This window comes from Helcococcus kunzii ATCC 51366 (assembly GCF_000245755.1).
In the GTDB taxonomy this organism is placed as follows: domain Bacteria; phylum Bacillota; class Clostridia; order Tissierellales; family Peptoniphilaceae; genus Helcococcus; species Helcococcus kunzii.
This window is the reverse complement of record NZ_JH601088.1, coordinates 943,034-960,758: the sequence shown is the minus strand read 5'-3', so window position 1 is coordinate 960,758 and position 17,725 is coordinate 943,034. Positions and strand designations below refer to the sequence as shown.

Annotated in this window: 20 protein-coding genes and 5 pseudogenes; all 25 read left to right on the top strand. The window is 29.5% G+C overall.

The features are described from left to right. Window positions 1-7: 7 nt before the first annotated feature. Window positions 8-487: a transcription elongation factor GreA gene (gene greA / locus HMPREF9709_RS04280; RefSeq protein WP_005398234.1), complete on the top strand. Its 480-nt coding sequence runs from the start codon at window positions 8-10 to the stop codon at window positions 485-487. Window positions 488-493: 6 nt separating this feature from the next. Further along, on the top strand, window positions 494-2,410 hold the full coding sequence (gene lysS / locus HMPREF9709_RS04275) for a lysine--tRNA ligase (protein WP_005398233.1): 1,917 nt from the start codon (window positions 494-496) through the stop codon (window positions 2,408-2,410). A gap of 92 nt (window positions 2,411-2,502) precedes the next feature. Further along, window positions 2,503-2,805 (top strand): annotated as a pseudogene (locus tag HMPREF9709_RS04270) (VirD4-like conjugal transfer protein, CD1115 family); the annotation flags it as partial. 63 nt (window positions 2,806-2,868) lie between these two features. Continuing rightward, the gene (locus HMPREF9709_RS04265) at window positions 2,869-3,387 is read left to right on the top strand and encodes a ClbS/DfsB family four-helix bundle protein (RefSeq protein WP_005398226.1); all 519 of its coding nucleotides are present in this window, start codon (window positions 2,869-2,871) and stop codon (window positions 3,385-3,387) included. A 37-nt stretch (window positions 3,388-3,424) separates the two neighbouring features. Next, window positions 3,425-3,847, top strand: a complete 423-nt coding sequence (locus tag HMPREF9709_RS04260; RefSeq protein WP_005398224.1) for an SRPBCC family protein — start codon at window positions 3,425-3,427, stop codon at window positions 3,845-3,847. Between the two features lie 67 nt (window positions 3,848-3,914). Further along, entirely contained in the window at window positions 3,915-4,532 is a 618-nt protein-coding gene (locus HMPREF9709_RS04255) for an SAP domain-containing protein (protein ID WP_005398223.1), read from the top strand. Window positions 4,533-4,636: 104 nt separating this feature from the next. Further along, window positions 4,637-4,927 (top strand): DUF3847 domain-containing protein, encoded by a 291-nt coding sequence (locus tag HMPREF9709_RS04250; RefSeq protein ID WP_005398222.1) that lies wholly within the window; start codon window positions 4,637-4,639, stop codon window positions 4,925-4,927. Between the two features lie 467 nt (window positions 4,928-5,394). After that, complete coding sequence (locus tag HMPREF9709_RS04245; RefSeq protein ID WP_019034261.1) at window positions 5,395-5,769, top strand: hypothetical protein; 375 nt, start codon at window positions 5,395-5,397, stop codon at window positions 5,767-5,769. A gap of 1 nt (window position 5,770) precedes the next feature. Continuing rightward, on the top strand, window positions 5,771-6,196 hold the full coding sequence (locus tag HMPREF9709_RS04240) for a MarR family winged helix-turn-helix transcriptional regulator (RefSeq protein ID WP_002840511.1): 426 nt from the start codon (window positions 5,771-5,773) through the stop codon (window positions 6,194-6,196). Window positions 6,197-6,503: 307 nt separating this feature from the next. Then, a pseudogene (locus HMPREF9709_RS10425) lies at window positions 6,504-6,569 on the top strand (hypothetical protein); the annotation flags it as partial. A gap of 121 nt (window positions 6,570-6,690) precedes the next feature. Continuing rightward, on the top strand, window positions 6,691-7,011 hold the full coding sequence (locus HMPREF9709_RS04235; RefSeq protein WP_021340990.1) for a DUF3847 domain-containing protein: 321 nt from the start codon (window positions 6,691-6,693) through the stop codon (window positions 7,009-7,011). A gap of 313 nt (window positions 7,012-7,324) precedes the next feature. Further along, a complete protein-coding gene (mobQ, locus tag HMPREF9709_RS04230) occupies window positions 7,325-8,965 on the top strand; it encodes a MobQ family relaxase (RefSeq protein ID WP_005398218.1) in 1,641 nt (546 codons plus the stop codon). A 73-nt stretch (window positions 8,966-9,038) separates the two neighbouring features. Continuing rightward, a complete protein-coding gene (locus HMPREF9709_RS10060) occupies window positions 9,039-9,212 on the top strand; it encodes a hypothetical protein (RefSeq protein ID WP_005398210.1) in 174 nt (57 codons plus the stop codon). Window positions 9,213-9,395: 183 nt separating this feature from the next. Then, window positions 9,396-9,923, top strand: a complete 528-nt coding sequence (locus tag HMPREF9709_RS04220; protein ID WP_005398209.1) for a PcfB family protein — start codon at window positions 9,396-9,398, stop codon at window positions 9,921-9,923. Window positions 9,924-10,125: 202 nt separating this feature from the next. Continuing rightward, a complete protein-coding gene (locus tag HMPREF9709_RS04215; RefSeq protein ID WP_005398208.1) occupies window positions 10,126-10,737 on the top strand; it encodes a class I SAM-dependent methyltransferase in 612 nt (203 codons plus the stop codon). 83 nt (window positions 10,738-10,820) lie between these two features. After that, complete coding sequence (locus HMPREF9709_RS04210) at window positions 10,821-11,558, top strand: phage replisome organizer N-terminal domain-containing protein (protein WP_005398207.1); 738 nt, start codon at window positions 10,821-10,823, stop codon at window positions 11,556-11,558. A 674-nt stretch (window positions 11,559-12,232) separates the two neighbouring features. Next, complete coding sequence (locus HMPREF9709_RS04205) at window positions 12,233-12,442, top strand: excisionase (protein ID WP_005398206.1); 210 nt, start codon at window positions 12,233-12,235, stop codon at window positions 12,440-12,442. Between the two features lie 79 nt (window positions 12,443-12,521). After that, window positions 12,522-13,757 carry a tyrosine-type recombinase/integrase gene (locus HMPREF9709_RS04200; protein WP_005398205.1) on the top strand — a complete coding sequence of 412 codons (1,236 nt, stop codon included), beginning with the start codon at window positions 12,522-12,524 and terminating at the stop codon, window positions 13,755-13,757. 144 nt (window positions 13,758-13,901) lie between these two features. Then, window positions 13,902-14,360 (top strand): annotated as a pseudogene (gene metG, locus HMPREF9709_RS04195) (methionine--tRNA ligase subunit beta); the annotation flags it as partial. A 226-nt stretch (window positions 14,361-14,586) separates the two neighbouring features. Next, window positions 14,587-14,703, top strand: a complete 117-nt coding sequence (locus HMPREF9709_RS10420) for a CD1845 family protein (RefSeq protein ID WP_425357311.1) — start codon at window positions 14,587-14,589, stop codon at window positions 14,701-14,703. A gap of 60 nt (window positions 14,704-14,763) precedes the next feature. After that, a pseudogene (locus tag HMPREF9709_RS10415) lies at window positions 14,764-14,876 on the top strand (replication initiator protein A); the annotation flags it as partial. Beyond that, on the top strand, window positions 14,873-15,022 hold the full coding sequence (locus HMPREF9709_RS10345; protein WP_005398202.1) for a hypothetical protein: 150 nt from the start codon (window positions 14,873-14,875) through the stop codon (window positions 15,020-15,022). The pseudogene HMPREF9709_RS10415 and the gene HMPREF9709_RS10345, both read left to right, overlap by 4 nt. A 216-nt stretch (window positions 15,023-15,238) precedes the next feature. Beyond that, a pseudogene (locus HMPREF9709_RS10340) lies at window positions 15,239-15,394 on the top strand (CD1107 family mobile element protein); the annotation flags it as partial. Window positions 15,395-15,532: 138 nt separating this feature from the next. Beyond that, window positions 15,533-15,736, top strand: a complete 204-nt coding sequence (secG, locus tag HMPREF9709_RS04185; protein WP_005398198.1) for a preprotein translocase subunit SecG — start codon at window positions 15,533-15,535, stop codon at window positions 15,734-15,736. 88 nt (window positions 15,737-15,824) lie between these two features. Next, window positions 15,825-17,725, top strand: a 1,901-nt coding sequence (locus HMPREF9709_RS04180) for a Cna B-type domain-containing protein (RefSeq protein ID WP_005398195.1), incomplete at its 3' end; no start/stop codon positions are given.

Here is a 17,725-nt window from a genome sequence, read left to right as displayed (position 1 = left end):
GGGAAATATGACAAACGGAAAAGTATTACTAACACAAGATGGTTACCAAAAATTACAAGATGAATTAGAATATTTAATCACAGTTAAACGTGGTGAAGTTTCAGAAAAAATTAAAATTGCTAGAGGATTTGGTGACTTATCTGAAAATGCAGAATATGATGAAGCTAAAGAAGAACAAGCTAAAGTTGAAGCTAAAATTTCTGAATTAGAATTACAATTAAAAAATGTAGAAATAATTAAAGAAAATAATAAAGGTAATGGTAAAATTGTTTCCATTGGAGATACAGTTCAAGTACATAATATAAATAAAGGTAAAGATATGACTTTAAAAATTGTTGGTACTATAGAAGCTGATATTAACGAAAATAAAATTTCAAATGAATCTCCACTTGGTAAAGCCTTATTAAATGCAAAAGAAGGTCAAATAGTTGAGGTAAAAACAAGAATTAACAAATTACAATATAAAATAGAAAAAATAATTAGGTAGGTTAAAATGGCAGAATTAAATATCAATGAAATGCTTCAAATAAAAAGAGATAAATTAACACAATTAAAAAATGAAGGTAAAAATCCACATTTAATTGAAAAAGTAGATGTTGATACTAAAGCGATTGATATTGTAAGTAATTTTGAAGAATTTGAAGGAAAAGAAGTTAAAGTTGCGGGTAGGATTTTAGGTAAGAGATCTTTTGGTAAAATTGGATTTATTGTTTTACAAGATGATAGTTCAAAAATCCAAATTTTTAATAGACATGATACATTAGGTGAAGAAAAATATCAAGAACTAAAAAATTTAGATACTGGTGATATAGCTACATTTAGTGGAGAAGTTATAAAAACTCAAACAGGTGAAATATCTGTTTTAACTAAAGAATTCCAATTATTGACAAAATCACTTCAAATACTGCCAGAAAAATTCCATGGATTAAAAGATGTTGACTTAAGATATCGTCAAAGATATGTTGATTTAATTGTTAATCCAGAAGTAAAAGATGTATTTAGAAAAAGAACAAAGATTTTATCAGCTATTAGAGAATTCTTAGACAATAGAGACTTTTTAGAAGTAGAAACACCTATATTAAATACAATTGCTGGTGGTGCGACAGCTAGACCATTTGTCACTCATCACAATACTTTAGATATAGATATGTATTTAAGAATTGCAAATGAATTATACTTAAAGAGATTGATAGTTGGTGGTTTCGATAAAGTTTATGAAATGGGCAGGATGTTTAGAAATGAAGGTATGGACGCAACACATAATCCAGAATATACTGCAATTGAACTATACGAAGCTTATGCTGATTATAACGACATGATGGAATTAACAGAAAATCTAGTACTTTCTGTTAACCAAAAAGTAAATGGATCTAACACTGTGGATTATCAAGGTATAGAAATTGACTTTACAACACCTTGGAAGAGAATCACAATGGTAGATGCTATAAAAGAAGAAACAGGTATTGATTTCAATAACATTACAGATTTTGAAGAAGCTAAGAAACTAGCACAAGAACATAAACTTGAAATCAAAGAAACCGATAAATTAGGAAATATAATTGTTGCATTCTTTGAAGAATATGTTGAAGATAAGCTTATTCAACCAACTTTTGTTACTCAATATCCAGTTGAAATTTCTCCATTAACAAAGAGAAATCCTGAGAATCCTTCAATGACTCAAAGATTTGAAGCATTTATTTATGGTAAGGAAATTGCAAATGCATACAGCGAATTAAATGACGCTGAAGATCAAAGTGAAAGATTTGAAGATCAAATGAGATTAAGAGAAGCTGGTGATGAAGAAGCAAACTTAATTGACTACGACTTTATAAATGCCATTGAAGTTGGTATGGCTCCAACTGGTGGTATGGGAATGGGAATTGATAGACTTGTAATGTTCTTAACAAATCAAACTACAATTCGTGATGTGTTATTATTCCCAACAATGAAGCCAATAGGCTTAGAAAAGGCAGAAAATGAGGATTTGTCAAAAGAAACTTACAAAACTTACGACAAACTTACGACAGAAAAAATCGACTTTTCAAAAGTAAAAGTAGAGCCATTATTTGAAGATATGGTTGATTTTGATACATTCTCAAAATCTGATTTTAGAGTTGTAAAAGTTAAAAACTGCGAAGAAGTTCCTAAGTCAAAAAAACTATTGAAATTTACATTAGATGATGGTTCTGAAAAAGAAAGAGTTATTTTATCTGGTATTAAGGAATATTACAGCGCAAAGAGCTTAATTGGAAAGACACTACTTGCGATTTGTAATCTTCCTCCTCGTAAGATGATGGGAATCGACTCAGAAGGTATGATTATATCTGCAATTTGTGAGTACGACGGAGAAGAAAAACTTAACTTAATAATGTTGGATAATAATATTCCAGCAGGATCAAAATTATATTAAAAGAACACGCTAATTATTAAACTGGGGTTTGTTATAAATCCCAGTTTAATTTTTATATTAAGCAAGATACTACGGTATTAAACGTAATTTCTACTTTAGACCTATATAACACATCAGAAACAAGATCAAATCAAAAATCTTTTGGTCTAAATTATCAAAAAACTAGCAAGGAACTTATGAGCCAAGATGAAATAACTGTAATGGATGGTGGTAAGTGTATATACCAGCTAAGAGGAGTAAGACCTTTCTTGTCTGATAAATTCGATATTACAAAACATAAGAATTATAAGTTATTGGAAGACTATGATAAGAAGAATTTATTTGATGTGGAAGAGTTTTTGAAAAACAGAGATAAAATAAAAATAAACAGAAACAGTTTAATTACAAGATTATGAATTAAGCTTAGGATAAAGATATTTTTGGTATAATATCTATATATAAACCATGGAGGTAGGCATATGAGGTCTTATGAAAGTAAGGAAGAATTAAAGAATGAGATAAAGAAAACTTTTGAAAAATATATTTCAGAGTTTGACAATATACCAGAAGAACTAAAAGATAAAAGACTAGAAGAAGTTGATAGGACACCAACAGAAAATATTGCCTATCAAGTAGGTTGGACAACTTTACTCTTAAAATGGGAAGAAGATGAGAAAAAAGGTATAGATGTTAAAACACCATCTGATAAATTTAAGTGGAATCAACTTGGAGAATTATATAAGTGGTTCACTGATACCTATGCTAATAAATCGTTAAAGGAACTAAAAGAACAACTCACAAAAAATATAGAAGATATTTATCTTTTGATAGATGAATTAACAGATGAAGAATTATTTAAACCACATATGAGAAAATGGGCAGATGAAGCAACCAAAACTGCTACTTGGGAAGTATATAAATTTATTCATGTAAATACAGTAGCGCCATTTGGAACATTTAGGACTAAGATTAGGAAATGGAAGAAATTAGTTCTATAGATAGAAAAGTATAAATAAGTTTACTTAGGAGGATTTTATGGCAGTTGCAAATATCAAAGTTACATTAAATTGCCCAATAGAAAAAGTATGGGATAAAGTTACTGACCTTCGTGATTTTGGTTGGAGAAGTGATATCAAAGATATCAAAATTATTGATGATAAGAATTTTGTAGAGATTACAAAAGATGGGATAGAAACAAATTTTAAAGTTATAGAATGTACGAAACATCAATGCTGGTCTTTTGAAATTGAAAACGCAAATATAAAAGGAACTTGGATAGGAAAATTTTATTCGAATGGAGATAAAACAACATTAGATTTTACAGAAAATATTATTTCTAAAAAATTTATATTTAAACCTTTTGTAGGACTATATTTAAGAAACCAACAAAAACTGTATTTTAAAGATTTGAAGGAAGTACTTAATTGTGAAGAAGCAAGTCATGTTCAAGTGTTATGAAAATAATGAAATAGATAAATTGGAGTAGCCTATTCATATATTTAGATCTTTTCGAAAGGATAAAACAATGATAGAAAGTAGACTTAAGTTTGATAAAATCACATCGTTTGATGAGTTTAATAAATACTATTGGTATCGTGAAGAACTTTCACAGATATGCAAGTTATTAGGATTAGAATATAGAGGTACAAAACAAGAACTCACTTATATTATTGAGCAGTACTTTAAGGGGGATGTGATTAAAAAGTCATCAATAAAAAACATAAAGAAACAAGTTGATTATATTACTTTAGATATGCCTTTACTTGAGTGTGGATTTTCCTTTAATTCAAAATTCAGAGAATATTTTTCTGTTGTAACAGGTGTTTTGCCTTTCAAATTTACTGCAGATATGGCAACGGCTTGGAGAAAAGTAAAAAGAGAAAATGATTTGAGTTTTACAATTCAAGATATGCTCAAAGTTTATTATGGAAAATCAGATTATGCTAAGTATGATAATTCGGTTTGTCAATGGAATCAATTTTTAAAGGATTTTTGTGCAGACGAAAATAGTTGTAACTACTCTAATAAAATACAAGTAGCTGCAATTCTTTGGAAAGAAGTCAGAGATTCAAAAAACAAAAAAGTTTATTCACGAGAACTTATAAAAAAATATGAGGATAAAATAGAAGACTATCACAAGTAAACAGAAACTATTTTTTTGAATGAAAAAAATTAATTCAGATAGATGTTAGGCGATAGAAATTAAAAACTCTATCGTCTTTTTTTATTACAAGAAAGGAGTTTTGCATGAAAAAATTAGAACAAATCAGAAAAGAATCAAAAGAAATAAAAAATAAAATTGACGATACAGAAGAAAGATTAAGGCAACTAAAAAATCAAGAAAAAAAGATATTAAAACAAGACATAGAAAAAAGAAGAAAAGAAAGAACACATAGGCTCATAACAAGAGGAGCAATCTTAGAAAGCCTTATAGAAAATGCAGAAGAACTAACAGATGAAGAAATAAAAATCCTACTAGAAGAAGCAATAAAGACAAAAGAATTTAAAGAAACACTAAAACTAATGAGAGAAAATTAATAAAAATAAAGGGTGTTGTAAATAATCAAATCTCCCTTAGATTTTCTAAGGGCGCAATTATACAGCTATCAGAGATTGATGCATTGCGTTCTCCGAAGGCTCCTAATCGGAGGGCTGTGATTTGTGCGATCAATGAGCCAAACGGATATACTTGCATATTCACTCGCCGAATGCCCCAACAGGCGACAGAATGTCGGCTTCCGCAGTCATGGTCTGCTCCAAATCAAACACGGACGCTACGCTTCCCCTGCGCTGGCTGCCGCCAGCCACCCTTTGAAAGGAAAAATTTTTATAAACAGTATTTACTACGAAGTTTACCAATAAAATATTATTTTAAGAGATCTAAGCTTAAAAACAAATTAGTTGACGCATCAACTAATTTGTGATATACTTCAGTTATTCTTAAAAGTGAGGTAAGAGTAATGAAATATAAACGTTATATTTTCCCTATATTGATGGGGAGTACAATGAGTTGTATTATGTCTCAGATGAATACTGGAAAAATTGTTTTTCCGTCTATACTTGCAATGATGTTATTACAATCTATAGTTGCAAGTATAGCATCTTTGATTTTTCCGGCTGGACTTATAGGTGCAAAAGTAACAGAGAAACTATATACTGGAAAATCATATATTGTTTTTTTAGTTTTTTCATCAATAATTCCAGCGATATATTTTACTGCAATTATGTCTATAAGCGGATTGTTAAGAATGAAGGGATATGATGAGAATTTCTGGAAAATATATTTTTCCTCATTTCCTATTAATGTTGTATTTGGATATTTTTCTAGTATTTTTTGGAATGTGATATTGGACAAATTTTTAAGAAGAAAAGAGGCATAAAGTGAACAAAAGCATTGGAAAACTTATAACTTATTTATCAAGATGTATTCAGCAAGAATTAAAAAATGTAGTTGTTCCATTTGATATAAGTGTCGGAGAAGAGCCTTATTACATGGCACTTACAAAACAGGATGGATTGACTCAGGATGAATTAACAAAACTTGTGAAAGTAGATAAGGCTGCTACGACTCGAATGGTTAAATCATTAGAGCAAAAGGGATATATCACACGAGAAACAGACCCTAAAGATAAGAGAAACAAAAAAATATATCTTACAGAAAGGGGACGATTAAAATATGAACCTTTAAGTAGAGCATTAAAAGAATTTAATCAGAAGTTAACATCAGAATGGACAGATGAACAATATAAAATCGTTTATCAAAGTCTGGAAATGCTACAAAAAAAATTTGAGATTGATAATAAATAAGTTTTAATTTATTGCCCCTCTACACATCGAGTCAACTTGCCACGAACTTTCACAACTAAATACCCACCGCTAAAACAGCGGCACACCAAGCAGGAAATCTGAAAAAGGTCTCCTGGTATGGATACAATAAATAATAAGTAATCATAGGAGGATTTTAAATTAGCTAGACACTACGAAGAAGACTTCAAAAGGCAAATAGTAGAAATCTTTAATCAAGGTAACAACACATATAAAAAATTGGGAGAAGAATACGATATAGCACCGTCAATAATCAGAGTATGTTTATTGGAACAATAACCTAAGGGTTAATGGATCATTAGGTTACTTGACACCAGTTAAATATAGGCAATCAAGATTAACTAGTAGTTATTAGTTAATCTAAAATTAGTACGTTCGATTTTAGATTGTACAAATAGGTGTTGACAATCCACACTAAGCTGAAAAACGATTAGAAATAAAAATCTATTCGTTTTTTATTTTAAGAAATGATACAAATGGCAATTAAAAGAATAAAGTTAAGTATTGAAGAACAGATCGAAAAGAAAGAAGAAAGCATTAAGCAATTAAAAAATCAAAAAATACAGCTGAAGAAAAAACTTAATGAGCAAGAAAGAAAAGCAAGAAACAAAAGACTTATAGAAAAAGGTGCAGTGTTTGAAAGTGTTTTTGAAGAAAGTATTAATTTAACAATAGATGAATTTTATAAGTTAATGAAAATGTTAAATGATGAAGAAATAAGATTAAACATAATGGAAATTTTAGAAGAAAGAGTAGATGATGATGTAGAAAAATCACCTAAAGATGAAATAACATAATTGTCCCTTGGTTACAAGGGCGCAATTATACACCCTAAAGGGTGCTTGCGTGCCTTTAGAGCCAAACCCTTGCAAGGAGCAACAACCATTCGCTTTTTAAAAGTCAAGGGTAAATAAACTCGCTAACGCTCGCCCTTGACTTTTAAAATTTGAAATGAGAGTAACAATTAAGCCGACATACTGAAACAACAAAAATTAATTCAGTAGTCGGCTTTTTCTATTCTATCATTTCAAAACGCTCATTCACAAAGAGGATATAAAAAATCTATTAAGCCTCCACCTAAAACAACAAAAAAGAAAGGAAGTGATAAAAATGGCAGACAGTTTTCATTTTTCAGTAAACATAATATCAAGAGGAAAAGGAAAAAGTGCAGTAGCAAGTGCAGCATATATAAGTGGAGAAAAAATAAAAAATGAATGGGACGGAGTAACCCATGACTACACAAGAAAAGAAAAAGTATTAGTAAAAAATATAATATTGCCTGATCATATACCAAAAGAATTTAATGATAGGTCGACCTTATGGAATAAAGTAGAAATGGCAGAAAAAAATTCTAATGCACAACTAGCAAGACAATTCATAATAGGACTACCAAAAGAATTATCTTTAAGTGAAAATAAAAACCTAGTCGAAAGATTTATAAAAGAAAATCTAGCATCACAAGGAATGATAGTAGATTATGCAATTCATGATGAGAGTCAAGATAAAAATGGAAATATCCATTGTCATATCATGACCATAATGCGACCCATAAACGAAAAAGGAGAGTTCTTAGCAAAGTCAAAAAAAGAATATATCCTAAATGAAAAAGGAGAAAAGATTTTAAACAAAAATGGAAAACCAAAGACAAGGAAAGTAGAACTAACAACCTGGAACGATAAGGGCAATGTAGAAAAATGGAGAGAAAATTTTTCAGACCTTTGCAATGAATATCTGGCAAAAAACAAGATAGAAAAAAGAGTAGACCATAGGAGTTTTAAAAGACAAAATTCAGATTATCTACCGACAATCCATTTAGGATCAGCAGCAAGTGCAATGGAAAGAAAGGGAATAGAAACTGACAAGGGAAACTATAATAGAGAAATAAGAAAATATAATCAACTTGTAAAAACAATAAAAGAAGAGATAAAAACATTAAAAGGTTGGATAGGAATTTTATTAGATAACCTATCTACTGCTTATGAAAAATTTAAGGATATAGAAAGAGATAAGGTAATAGACAACCCTAAACTTTTCAATCTGACAAATTATCTATTAACTTATTCAGAAATTCAAAAAGAAAAAAGTAAATATCTAAAAGGATATGCAAAAACTAATAAAGAAAAATATGACTTCAAAAAGCTAACGAGTGCATATAGTTATTTAAGAAAAAATAATATAGAAACCATAGGTCAGTTACAAACAAAAATAGAAAGCTTAAAGTCTAATAGTTATAGGTTAAATAAAAAAGCAAAGACAATCCATAAAGAAATGGAAGATTTAGAAAAGAAAATTTTATACTATGAAATCTACAAAGCCAAAAAAGAAGTTTATGAAGAATATCAAAAGAAAAACATATTCACAAAAGACGCATTTTATAATAAACATAAGAAAGATATAGACCAATATAAGGTAGTAAGTGGGAAATTAAAAAAACTTCTATCAGATAAGGAAAAACTAAGTCCTAAAAAATGGAATGAAGAAAAAAATCTTTTAATGGCAAATCTTGAAGAAATAAATAAAGAAAAAGACAAGATAAAAGATGAATACCAGGAAATTAATCATATAAAATATTCAGTAGATTTTGTAAACAAAGAACTTGGCATAGACTTATCCATAGAAATAGATAAGTTAATAAAACAAGGTGAAAAACCAAGTGTAATAGCACAGATTAAAAAATTCCAAGACCAAGTTATTAAAGACAATGAATACAGAGAAATGATGAAAAACAAGAAAATGGATCAAGAAAGATAAGACCTGGTAAAAATATCTTATCCAAGCTATAATATGACCAAGAGAATAAAGGCAGATCTAGGAGGTAATAGAGATGAATAAAAGGCAAGAGCTAATAGACGAACTCATAAAAGCAGATCAATATGGAACATACAAAACATATAAAAGCACAGAAGAAATAAAATCAATGAACAATGAAGAAATACAAGTTTTATATTCCAACATGAAAAACTATCTATCAGACAAAAGAACACACACAAACTACTAAAGGTGGAAAGGTATTGTAAGCTATTTAAAAGTATAAAAGGTACAAATACCTAAGAAATATATAAAAACATCAAAATAAAGCATTCCACCACCAAGAACAATAAAATAAAAAAAAGCAAAGGGAAGTATAGAAAAATTAAAGCCTATACTTCCCTTTTTTTAATTCAAACAAAGGAGATAAAGCATGATAAACGAAGAAATAAACAAAGAAGCAGGTCAAGCAGCACAAACCATAATAACATACACAATAAAGGCAACAAAAGAATCAATCAACTTAGACAAAGAAATAAGAAAAAAGATGAATGATACTTTAGAAAAAGCAAACGGAAACCTCAAAAGTCTTATGGGCGATGAAATAAAAATAAAAGACCTCTACAAAAAAGGACAACTAGAAAACATAAGCATAGATCAAAGCGACCTCAAAGAATTAAAAAAAGAACTAAACAAACTTGGAGTAAGTTTCTCAGTAATGAAAAACAAAGAAAGCCAAAACTATGAAATATTTTTCCAAGACAAAGACATAAAAGTAATGGAATATGCCTTTAAGCAAGTCATAGCCAGAGAAAATAAAAAAGAAAAAGAAAGTATCCTAAAACAAATAAAGAAATATAAAGACCTATCCAAGAACAAGGATAAGACAAAAGAAAAAGTAAAAAGAAAAGTAAAAGAAAAAATAAAACCAAGTAAAAAAGATATGACCAGAGAAATCTAAGGGAGTAACGAAAAGTTACACCCTTAGACCCCCACAATAACAAGACTTCCGAAAAGCAGAAGTCCAGAATTCCGAAAATCGAAATCAAGAATTTCGATTATCGAAAATCTGGAATATATCAATGTAGAAAGGATATAAAATTGAATAAACATAAAATTTATGATAAAATAACAGTGATAATAGTTATCAATGGAAGGTGAAAATGTTAAAAAAATTTTTTGAAAATGTAAAAAATCCTAAAAATAATTTCGGTGGTCGTTTCATGGTGAAAGGAATGAACATTGGTCACGAAAAATTGGCGAAATGGGGCAGATCTTTTCTGCATATTAAAACCTCGGATGTAGTTTTAGATCTAGGATGTGGTGGTGGACGTAATGTTCAATACTTCCTAACAAAGGCTAAAAAAGTATATGGAATTGACTATTCAAAAACAAGTGTAGATATTGCAAGTTCAGTAAATAGCGAAGCTATAAGAGATGGCAGGTGTAAAATTATTGAAGCAGACGTGGCTAAGTTACCTTTTGAAGATGAATCCATAAATATAGTAACTGCCTTTGAAACAATTTATTTTTGGAAGAATATAGAAGTATCTTTTAGGGAAATCCATCGTGTTCTAGTAAAAGACGGTCAGTTTCTAATATGCAACGAAGGAGTATATAGAGAGCATAAAAACATAAAAAAATGGGCGGATATGCTAGATTTTGAAGTTTATTCTCCCGAATATCTTACAGAAACATTGAATAAGATAGGATTTAAATGTGAATACCATCTGGACGAGAAAGATCATCTAGTATTTTTAGCTAGAAAATTATAAAAAAATTGTGAATAATGAAAAATAAATTTTTAGGAGAAGTAGAGAAAAAATCTACTTCTTTTTTTATTGCAAGGAGGATTAGAATGGCAACAAACAAAAGATATTATTGGATAAAATTAAAAGAAGAATTTTTCACAGACAAAAGGATAAAAAGACTAAGGAGAATATCTGGAGGAGATACCTACACGATAATCTACCTTAAACTTTTATTATTAAGCCTAAAAGATGAGGGCAAACTCTATTATGACGGAGTAGAAAGTGATTTTATAAAAGAGTTAGCACTAACCATAGATGAAACAGACGATGATATAATGGTCACAGTTAATTATTTAATTAATCAAGGCTTATTAGAAGTTGTAACAGAAAATGATGAATACTATTTAACAGAAATACCAAACTTAATCGGATCAGAAACAGCTTCTACAAGGCGTTCAAGAAAGTCTAGAGAATTAAAAATGTTGCAATGCAACACCAATGCAACACATAAGCAACAAAAGTGCAACGGAGAGATAGAGATAGAGAAAGATATAGAGATAGATAAAGAGAGAGAGGGAGAGATAGATAAAAAGTCCACCCCCATTTTTTATGGAGAATTCAAAAATGTAAGGCTAAGCAAAGAAGAATATAAGAACCTTAAAGAAAAATTAAACTCACATACAGAAATAATGATAAACAAACTATCAAGATACATGAAAAGCAGCGGCAAAACCTATCAAAACCACTATGCAACAATCCTAAAATGGTATGACAAAGATAAAGACAAACTAAGACAGAAAGGTGGAAATAAAAAAATGAACTATGATGTAGGAGAATCTTTATAGGTAAAAAGAGGTGGAAAGGCACTATTAAAGACTTTAAGTCTAAAAAGGTATCAAAGTATGCCAGATATAATAAAAAGATAAATATGACACTTAAAAGGCGATTAGAAAATTAAAGAAATGTTAGAAGACTTTTAGATGATAGTTAACAAGAGGGTCTAATTTTCACTGTTACTCATGCAGTGGGAATTAGACCTTTTTACATAAGCAAATTCTATTTCAAAATTGGTTACCAAGAAAGATTTCTTTTCACTGTTAAGTATAAGAGGGTAATTTATAGAATTTTGTTTCATCAAGGTAAATTTTTTCTGATGATCAAATTTTAAAAAGATTAATAACTCTCGATAAATTTTGAACCTTAACAATTGAATAGACCAAGACAAGACGTTAATTATTTTTGGAGCGTAATAACCTATCCGTCAAGATCTTTCTGCTGAATAATTCGGCAAAACAAGTACTGCTAAGCAAAAAGAAAGTGAGCGATAAGTAAGAGTTTGAATATAGGGAGGGATACCCTATCCGCTATGAAGAAAATGAGGATAATGATACTTCTAAGGTTGAAGCCGGCTCATCCGGAATAGAGGCGGAGGTGAGATTCCTATGTTGCTAATCCAAAGCACTTGTCAATGTCAAAAAACTTTAAAATTAATATTTTTAAAATACTATTTGGAGGATTTATGATTAATGAAAATATAAAAGGAGTTCGTGTTTGTGAAAAAGCATTTCTAACATTAAAAGAAGCATCTGAATATTTTAATATTGGTCAAGATAAAGTTAGACAATTAACTGATGAAGATGATTGCAATTTTGTATTATTTAATGGAAGTAAACGTCTTATTAAGAAAAAATTAATGGAAGAGTATTTAAATAGACAATTTTCTATTTAGAGATGAAATTGAATAAAGAGCACGCATAATGTGGTATAATAATTATAGCGTGTTCTTTTATCTAAAAAGGAGAATTTTTATGGTAAAAAGACGCAAAGATAGTAAAGGGGTTGTTTTAAAAGACGGTGAATATCAAAGGTCAAATGGCACTTATGAATTTAAGTGGCAAGACAAAATAGGTCGTAGAAAATCTATCTATGCGAAAACTCTAAAAGAATTAAGAGAAAAGGAATTAGATATTTTACGCAATACTATAGATGGAATTAATAACGAAGGAAGTAGTTTATCTGTAAATGATACTTTTAAGCTATGGACGAAGGTAAAAAGAGGTTTAAAAGATAATACCTTTAAAAATTACATCTATATGTATAAACAATTTGTAGAACCGACTTTTGGTCGTATTAAACTATCTGATATTAAAAGATCTGATGTTAGAAGTTTTTATAACAGATTAAAGGAAGATCAGGGATTAATGGTTTCTACCATAGATTGTGTTCATACTGTCTTACATCAGGTGTTAGAATTAGCAGTGGATGACGAATATATAAGGTTTAATCCGTCTGACAATGCTTTGAAGGAATTGAAAGTAGCTTATAGAAATGAATCTCCGAAGAAAAAAGCCATGACAATAGAAGAACAGATGCTATTTGAAGAATATTTATCTAATAGTGATGAATATAAAAAATGGTATCCAATATTCATTGTTATGCTTTGGACGGGAATGAGAGTTGGAGAAGTCACAGGATTGCAATGGGACGATCTAGATTTTGACAATGGTATTATAAATGTAAATAGGACTTTGGTATATTATAGTAAAGGTAAAGGATTAAACAATAGATATGCTATTAATACACCGAAGACAGCATCAGGTAAGCGAAGTATTCCTATGGTTCAAAAAGTAAAAGATGCTTTTCTTATGGAAAGAGAGTTACAAAAAACTTTTGGAATAGAATGTTGTGATTCAATCGATGGATTTAAAGACTTTGTATTTTTAAATAGATTCGGAAAGGTTCACAATAATGGAACACTTAATAAAGCTTTAAGAAGAATTGTTAGAGATTGCAATTTAAGTATAATGGATAAAAATAAATCGAACTCTAATGATATTCTAATAGTTCCACATTTAAGCAATCACATTTTCAGACACACCTTTACTACAAGGCTTAATGAACAAAATATAAATACAAAAGCAATGCAGTCTATTCTAGGTCATTCTGATATTAGTACAACAATGGATATATATGTAGATGCAACAGAAGATTTTAAGATAGAACAGATGGGAGAATTTGAAAAAGCGATGAAATTTATATTTTAGAATTTACGACAGCTTACGACAAATTTACGACAATTTGCTAGAAATCTATAGGCACTTATAGAGAGTTAGCAAATTGTCGTAAATGGAGAAGTACCATAAAATAGACTTTTATAGAGATTTAGACAATTATCTAAGGTAGAGGGGATTTTCCCAACAATGAAACCTTTAGGAAATGAAGTAGTAAAAGAAAAAGAAGTGAAAGTTACTGATGAAAATGATGAAGTAATTGACTTTTCAAAAGTAACTGTTGAACCATTATTTGAAGATATGATAGACTTTGAAACATTCTCAAAATCCGATTTAAGAGTAGTAAAAGTTATTAATTGTGAAGAAGTTCCAAAATCTAAGAAACTTTTAAAATTCACTTTAGATGATGGTTCTGAAAAAGAAAGAGTTATTTTATCTGGTATTAAGGAATATTACAGCGCAGAGAGCTTAATTGGAAAGACGCTGCTTGCGATTTGTAATCTTCCTCCTCGTAAGATGATGGGAATCAACTCAGAAGGTATGATTATATCTGCAATTTGTGAGTATGACGGAGAAGAAAAACTTAACTTAATAATGTTGGATAATAATATTCCAGCAGGATCAAAATTATATTAAAGAACACACTAATTATGAAACTGGGGTTTGTAATGAATCCCAGTTTAATTTTTAGGGGTATGTATGAGATGGATAATTAGAATAATTTTATTACCGATAAAATTAGTGCTGAGTTTGCTCATAGCTTTTTCACTTTTATATTAAGTTTGAGCACTGCGTTGTTAAGCGTAGTTTCTATTTTAATTTTTATAATTGGATTAGCTAGCATTTTCAAGGAGACAAGCAAATTGTAATTGAAGCACTAATATTATCATTTTTATTTAGTCCATTTGGATTACCTAAATTAGGTATATATGTTATTGGATTATTAGAATTATTAAACTATACAATAAAATCAATTTAAAGAAAAATAAATATTAGATAATCGTAGACGATAGAAGATAATAATTCTGTCGTCTTTTTTATGTATCAAGATCACAAGGCAACGATAATCAATTGGTATCTTAATGATCATGCGAAAAACATTAATAAAAAATCAACAAGAAAATGAATTACGATATAGAAGAGAGTTTATGATAAACTTAAAAGATTTTGTATTAAGAGAAAATGATATTGATAGAAATGGACATATCTATTGTAAATTATGTGGTAAAAGAGTCGATGAAGAATTAGTTGACCTTGGATTTACAAAGTTTATTCCTAGATTTAAATGTGAATATTAAATAAAAAGAGATAAGGAAAATGAAGAAAGAGAAAGACTAATGAATATATCATCGCTTAAAAGAGATTGCCTCTCATCGCCAATCCAACACCAATATACTTTTGAAAAATTCTTAAATGAAAAAGGTCAAGCCTATAAGGTTGCCTACAATTATGCCAAAAGCTTTGAACAAATGAAAAAAGATAATGTTGGACTTTTATTTTATGGAGATATTGGCAGTGGAAAAACTATGCACCTAATAGTGGATCACTCATTAAATCAAGATAATGTAAGGCTATTGACAGAAGTAGGAGAGCAAGACCTACTTAATATGATTGAATCAGAAGATAAAAATACTATAAAGGTTGAAGAACCAAAGAAAGAAGAAATAAAAAATATATCCGGCATAGGTGAAAAAACATTTGAAAAACTAAGGGATAAGATAAGTATTAATTGGAAATATGAAGGATATATGATATATTTAAAATATAGTAGAAATTTTATGAAGGAGGTTTATATAAAAGATGTTTAAATGAAAACAGTATTTTTAGCTTTACTAGTTTTATCTAGTTTAGGCATTATTATTCGTACTTTTTTAATAGAACATAAAGCTGAAGGAAAAGGATCTTTATCAGGACAAGATTCAAATATATTTGGTGTAGGTGCTACAAAAACAAAAGAAGCATTATTAAATAAAATTGTAGTGGTACCAGGAGTTTTATTCTTAATATCATAAATAGTATTAGCAGTAATTAGCTAATAACTCAAAATTCTGGTCCAATTACAAGGATTTTATTTTATAAAAATATTAAAAAGGAGAAGAAATGATTAAATCATATAAAAAATTGACGACAATATTCTTAGCTATTATATTACTGATCAGCTTTATTGGTCCTATTAATATAGCCAAAGCTAATGAAATAGCAGATGAACAACCAAGGCAAGGTACATATGATATTTATCTAGATGGACAAAAAGGTGATGACAATAATGATGGTAAAAGCCTTGATAAACCAATAAAAACTTTTAACAAGGCTAAAGAATTAGCCACTGATGCTAAAAAAATAATTGTTGTTGGAAAAACAGCAATTGAAGGTGATATCGACTTAGTTGGATTAAATGTAGATATTATTAGGGGAGAAAATTTCAATGACTATTTATTTGAAATTTCTAGCGATAAAACAGCCAGCCTCAAAAATATAACTATAGATGGTAATAGTGAAAATAATAAGGCCATTGAAAAATCATTAGTTTATGTGAATAATGGTGGGACGATTAATATTGGCGAAGGTGCTGTTTTAAGGAATAATATTATAAAAGATATTGAAAATGATGCTACCGAAGGTGGTGCTATAAAGGCTTCAGGAGCTTTGATCAATATGACAGCTGGGATTATTGAAAAAAATCAGGCAACCAGAGGAGGGGGAATTTATTTAGGAAACTCAACACTTAATTTTTCTGGTGGTGTAATCCAAAACAATGAGTCTAAAAGAGTTTACGATAAACCTTATAATCAATACTATTCTGCTGGTGGAGGAATCATTGCAACAAAAGGTTCAACAATTAATCTAAGTAATAAAGCCAAGATTTTAAACAACAAGGCTGGTGAAAATGGTGGTGGAATTAGTATAGGTTCACGTATAGTAGAATCTGGGGATAACACCTTAAATATGTCAGGAGGTATCATAGACGGTAATATTGCTGGTACTTCAGGTGGTGGTATCTTTATACAAGCCAAATATTTTTCGGGGGGATTAGGTAGAGCTAAAATATCTTCTGGTTACATTACAAATAATTATATGACAAATACAGGTAAAACAGAAAGTTTATTTGGTGGAGGCGGAATTTATGTAAATGGAGCTACTGAAGAATATGGTAAAAATGGTGAGCTAAATTTAACAAATGCCTTGATCTATAATAATGAATCAGAATTTGAAGGGGCAGGATATGCAGCTTGTCCTATATCTAATACTATAATACATGTTACAAATGGTGTCGCCTTATATAATAATAAGGCTAGTCAAGGAAATGAACTTTTCATTTATTCTTCAATGAATTTGGGGCCACATAGTGGACAACCTGAATACGACATAACAGATAGAATGTTAGGTGGAAAAGCCTATAATTGGCAAAAAGAAGATGGATCTTTCTTAAAATTAGAAGAACACAAAGGAAAATTAGAAACTGAAGGTCAAAAATTATTATTACACACTTCTGAACAAGCAAATGATTTTGCCAAAAATCTTGCTAAAGTAATCATTTCTGGAAACAAATCAGCAACTAGGGGTGGTGGTATCGGATCTAATGGTACTGTAACCTTTGGTAAGGAAAATGAACTTACTAAAGTAGCTGTAAGCAAAGTTTGGAATGATAATGACAATACAAATAAATCTCGTCCAGACCAAGTAGAAGTAGACTTAGTAGCAAAGCTTGAAGGAGAAGAAAAAGAATACTTAGTAGAAAGTAAAGTTTTAAATAAAGATAATGAATGGAAGACTGTATTTGAAAATCTTCCTATAGAAAATGATGGTAAGAAAATAACCTATACAGTAAAAGAAAAAGAAGTAAAAGGCTATACAAGTGAAATCACTGGTAACCAAGACCAAGGTTTTACAGTAACAAACACTCACACACCAGAAAAAATAGAAATCAAAGGTCAAAAGATTTGGGATGACGATGACAACCAAGATGGTAAGAGACCAGATCAAATAACAGTAAAACTATT

What these genes read in the sequence shown, in the direction of transcription:
- greA (WP_005398234.1), top strand. Translation starts at nt 8, where the DNA reads ATGACAAACGGAAAAGTATTACTAACACAAGATGGTTACCAAAAATTA.
- lysS (WP_005398233.1), top strand. Translation starts at nt 494, where the DNA reads ATGGCAGAATTAAATATCAATGAAATGCTTCAAATAAAAAGAGATAAA.
- HMPREF9709_RS04265 (WP_005398226.1), top strand. Translation starts at nt 2,869, where the DNA reads ATGAGGTCTTATGAAAGTAAGGAAGAATTAAAGAATGAGATAAAGAAA.
- HMPREF9709_RS04260 (WP_005398224.1), top strand. Translation starts at nt 3,425, where the DNA reads ATGGCAGTTGCAAATATCAAAGTTACATTAAATTGCCCAATAGAAAAA.
- HMPREF9709_RS04255 (WP_005398223.1), top strand. Translation starts at nt 3,915, where the DNA reads ATGATAGAAAGTAGACTTAAGTTTGATAAAATCACATCGTTTGATGAG.
- HMPREF9709_RS04250 (WP_005398222.1), top strand. Translation starts at nt 4,637, where the DNA reads ATGAAAAAATTAGAACAAATCAGAAAAGAATCAAAAGAAATAAAAAAT.
- HMPREF9709_RS04245 (WP_019034261.1), top strand. Translation starts at nt 5,395, where the DNA reads ATGAGTTGTATTATGTCTCAGATGAATACTGGAAAAATTGTTTTTCCG.
- HMPREF9709_RS04235 (WP_021340990.1), top strand. Translation starts at nt 6,691, where the DNA reads ATGGCAATTAAAAGAATAAAGTTAAGTATTGAAGAACAGATCGAAAAG.
- mobQ (WP_005398218.1), top strand. Translation starts at nt 7,325, where the DNA reads ATGGCAGACAGTTTTCATTTTTCAGTAAACATAATATCAAGAGGAAAA.
- HMPREF9709_RS10060 (WP_005398210.1), top strand. Translation starts at nt 9,039, where the DNA reads ATGAATAAAAGGCAAGAGCTAATAGACGAACTCATAAAAGCAGATCAA.
- HMPREF9709_RS04220 (WP_005398209.1), top strand. Translation starts at nt 9,396, where the DNA reads ATGATAAACGAAGAAATAAACAAAGAAGCAGGTCAAGCAGCACAAACC.
- HMPREF9709_RS04215 (WP_005398208.1), top strand. Translation starts at nt 10,126, where the DNA reads ATGTTAAAAAAATTTTTTGAAAATGTAAAAAATCCTAAAAATAATTTC.
- HMPREF9709_RS04210 (WP_005398207.1), top strand. Translation starts at nt 10,821, where the DNA reads ATGGCAACAAACAAAAGATATTATTGGATAAAATTAAAAGAAGAATTT.
- HMPREF9709_RS04205 (WP_005398206.1), top strand. Translation starts at nt 12,233, where the DNA reads ATGATTAATGAAAATATAAAAGGAGTTCGTGTTTGTGAAAAAGCATTT.
- HMPREF9709_RS04200 (WP_005398205.1), top strand. Translation starts at nt 12,522, where the DNA reads ATGGTAAAAAGACGCAAAGATAGTAAAGGGGTTGTTTTAAAAGACGGT.
- HMPREF9709_RS10345 (WP_005398202.1), top strand. Translation starts at nt 14,873, where the DNA reads ATGATAAACTTAAAAGATTTTGTATTAAGAGAAAATGATATTGATAGA.
- secG (WP_005398198.1), top strand. Translation starts at nt 15,533, where the DNA reads ATGAAAACAGTATTTTTAGCTTTACTAGTTTTATCTAGTTTAGGCATT.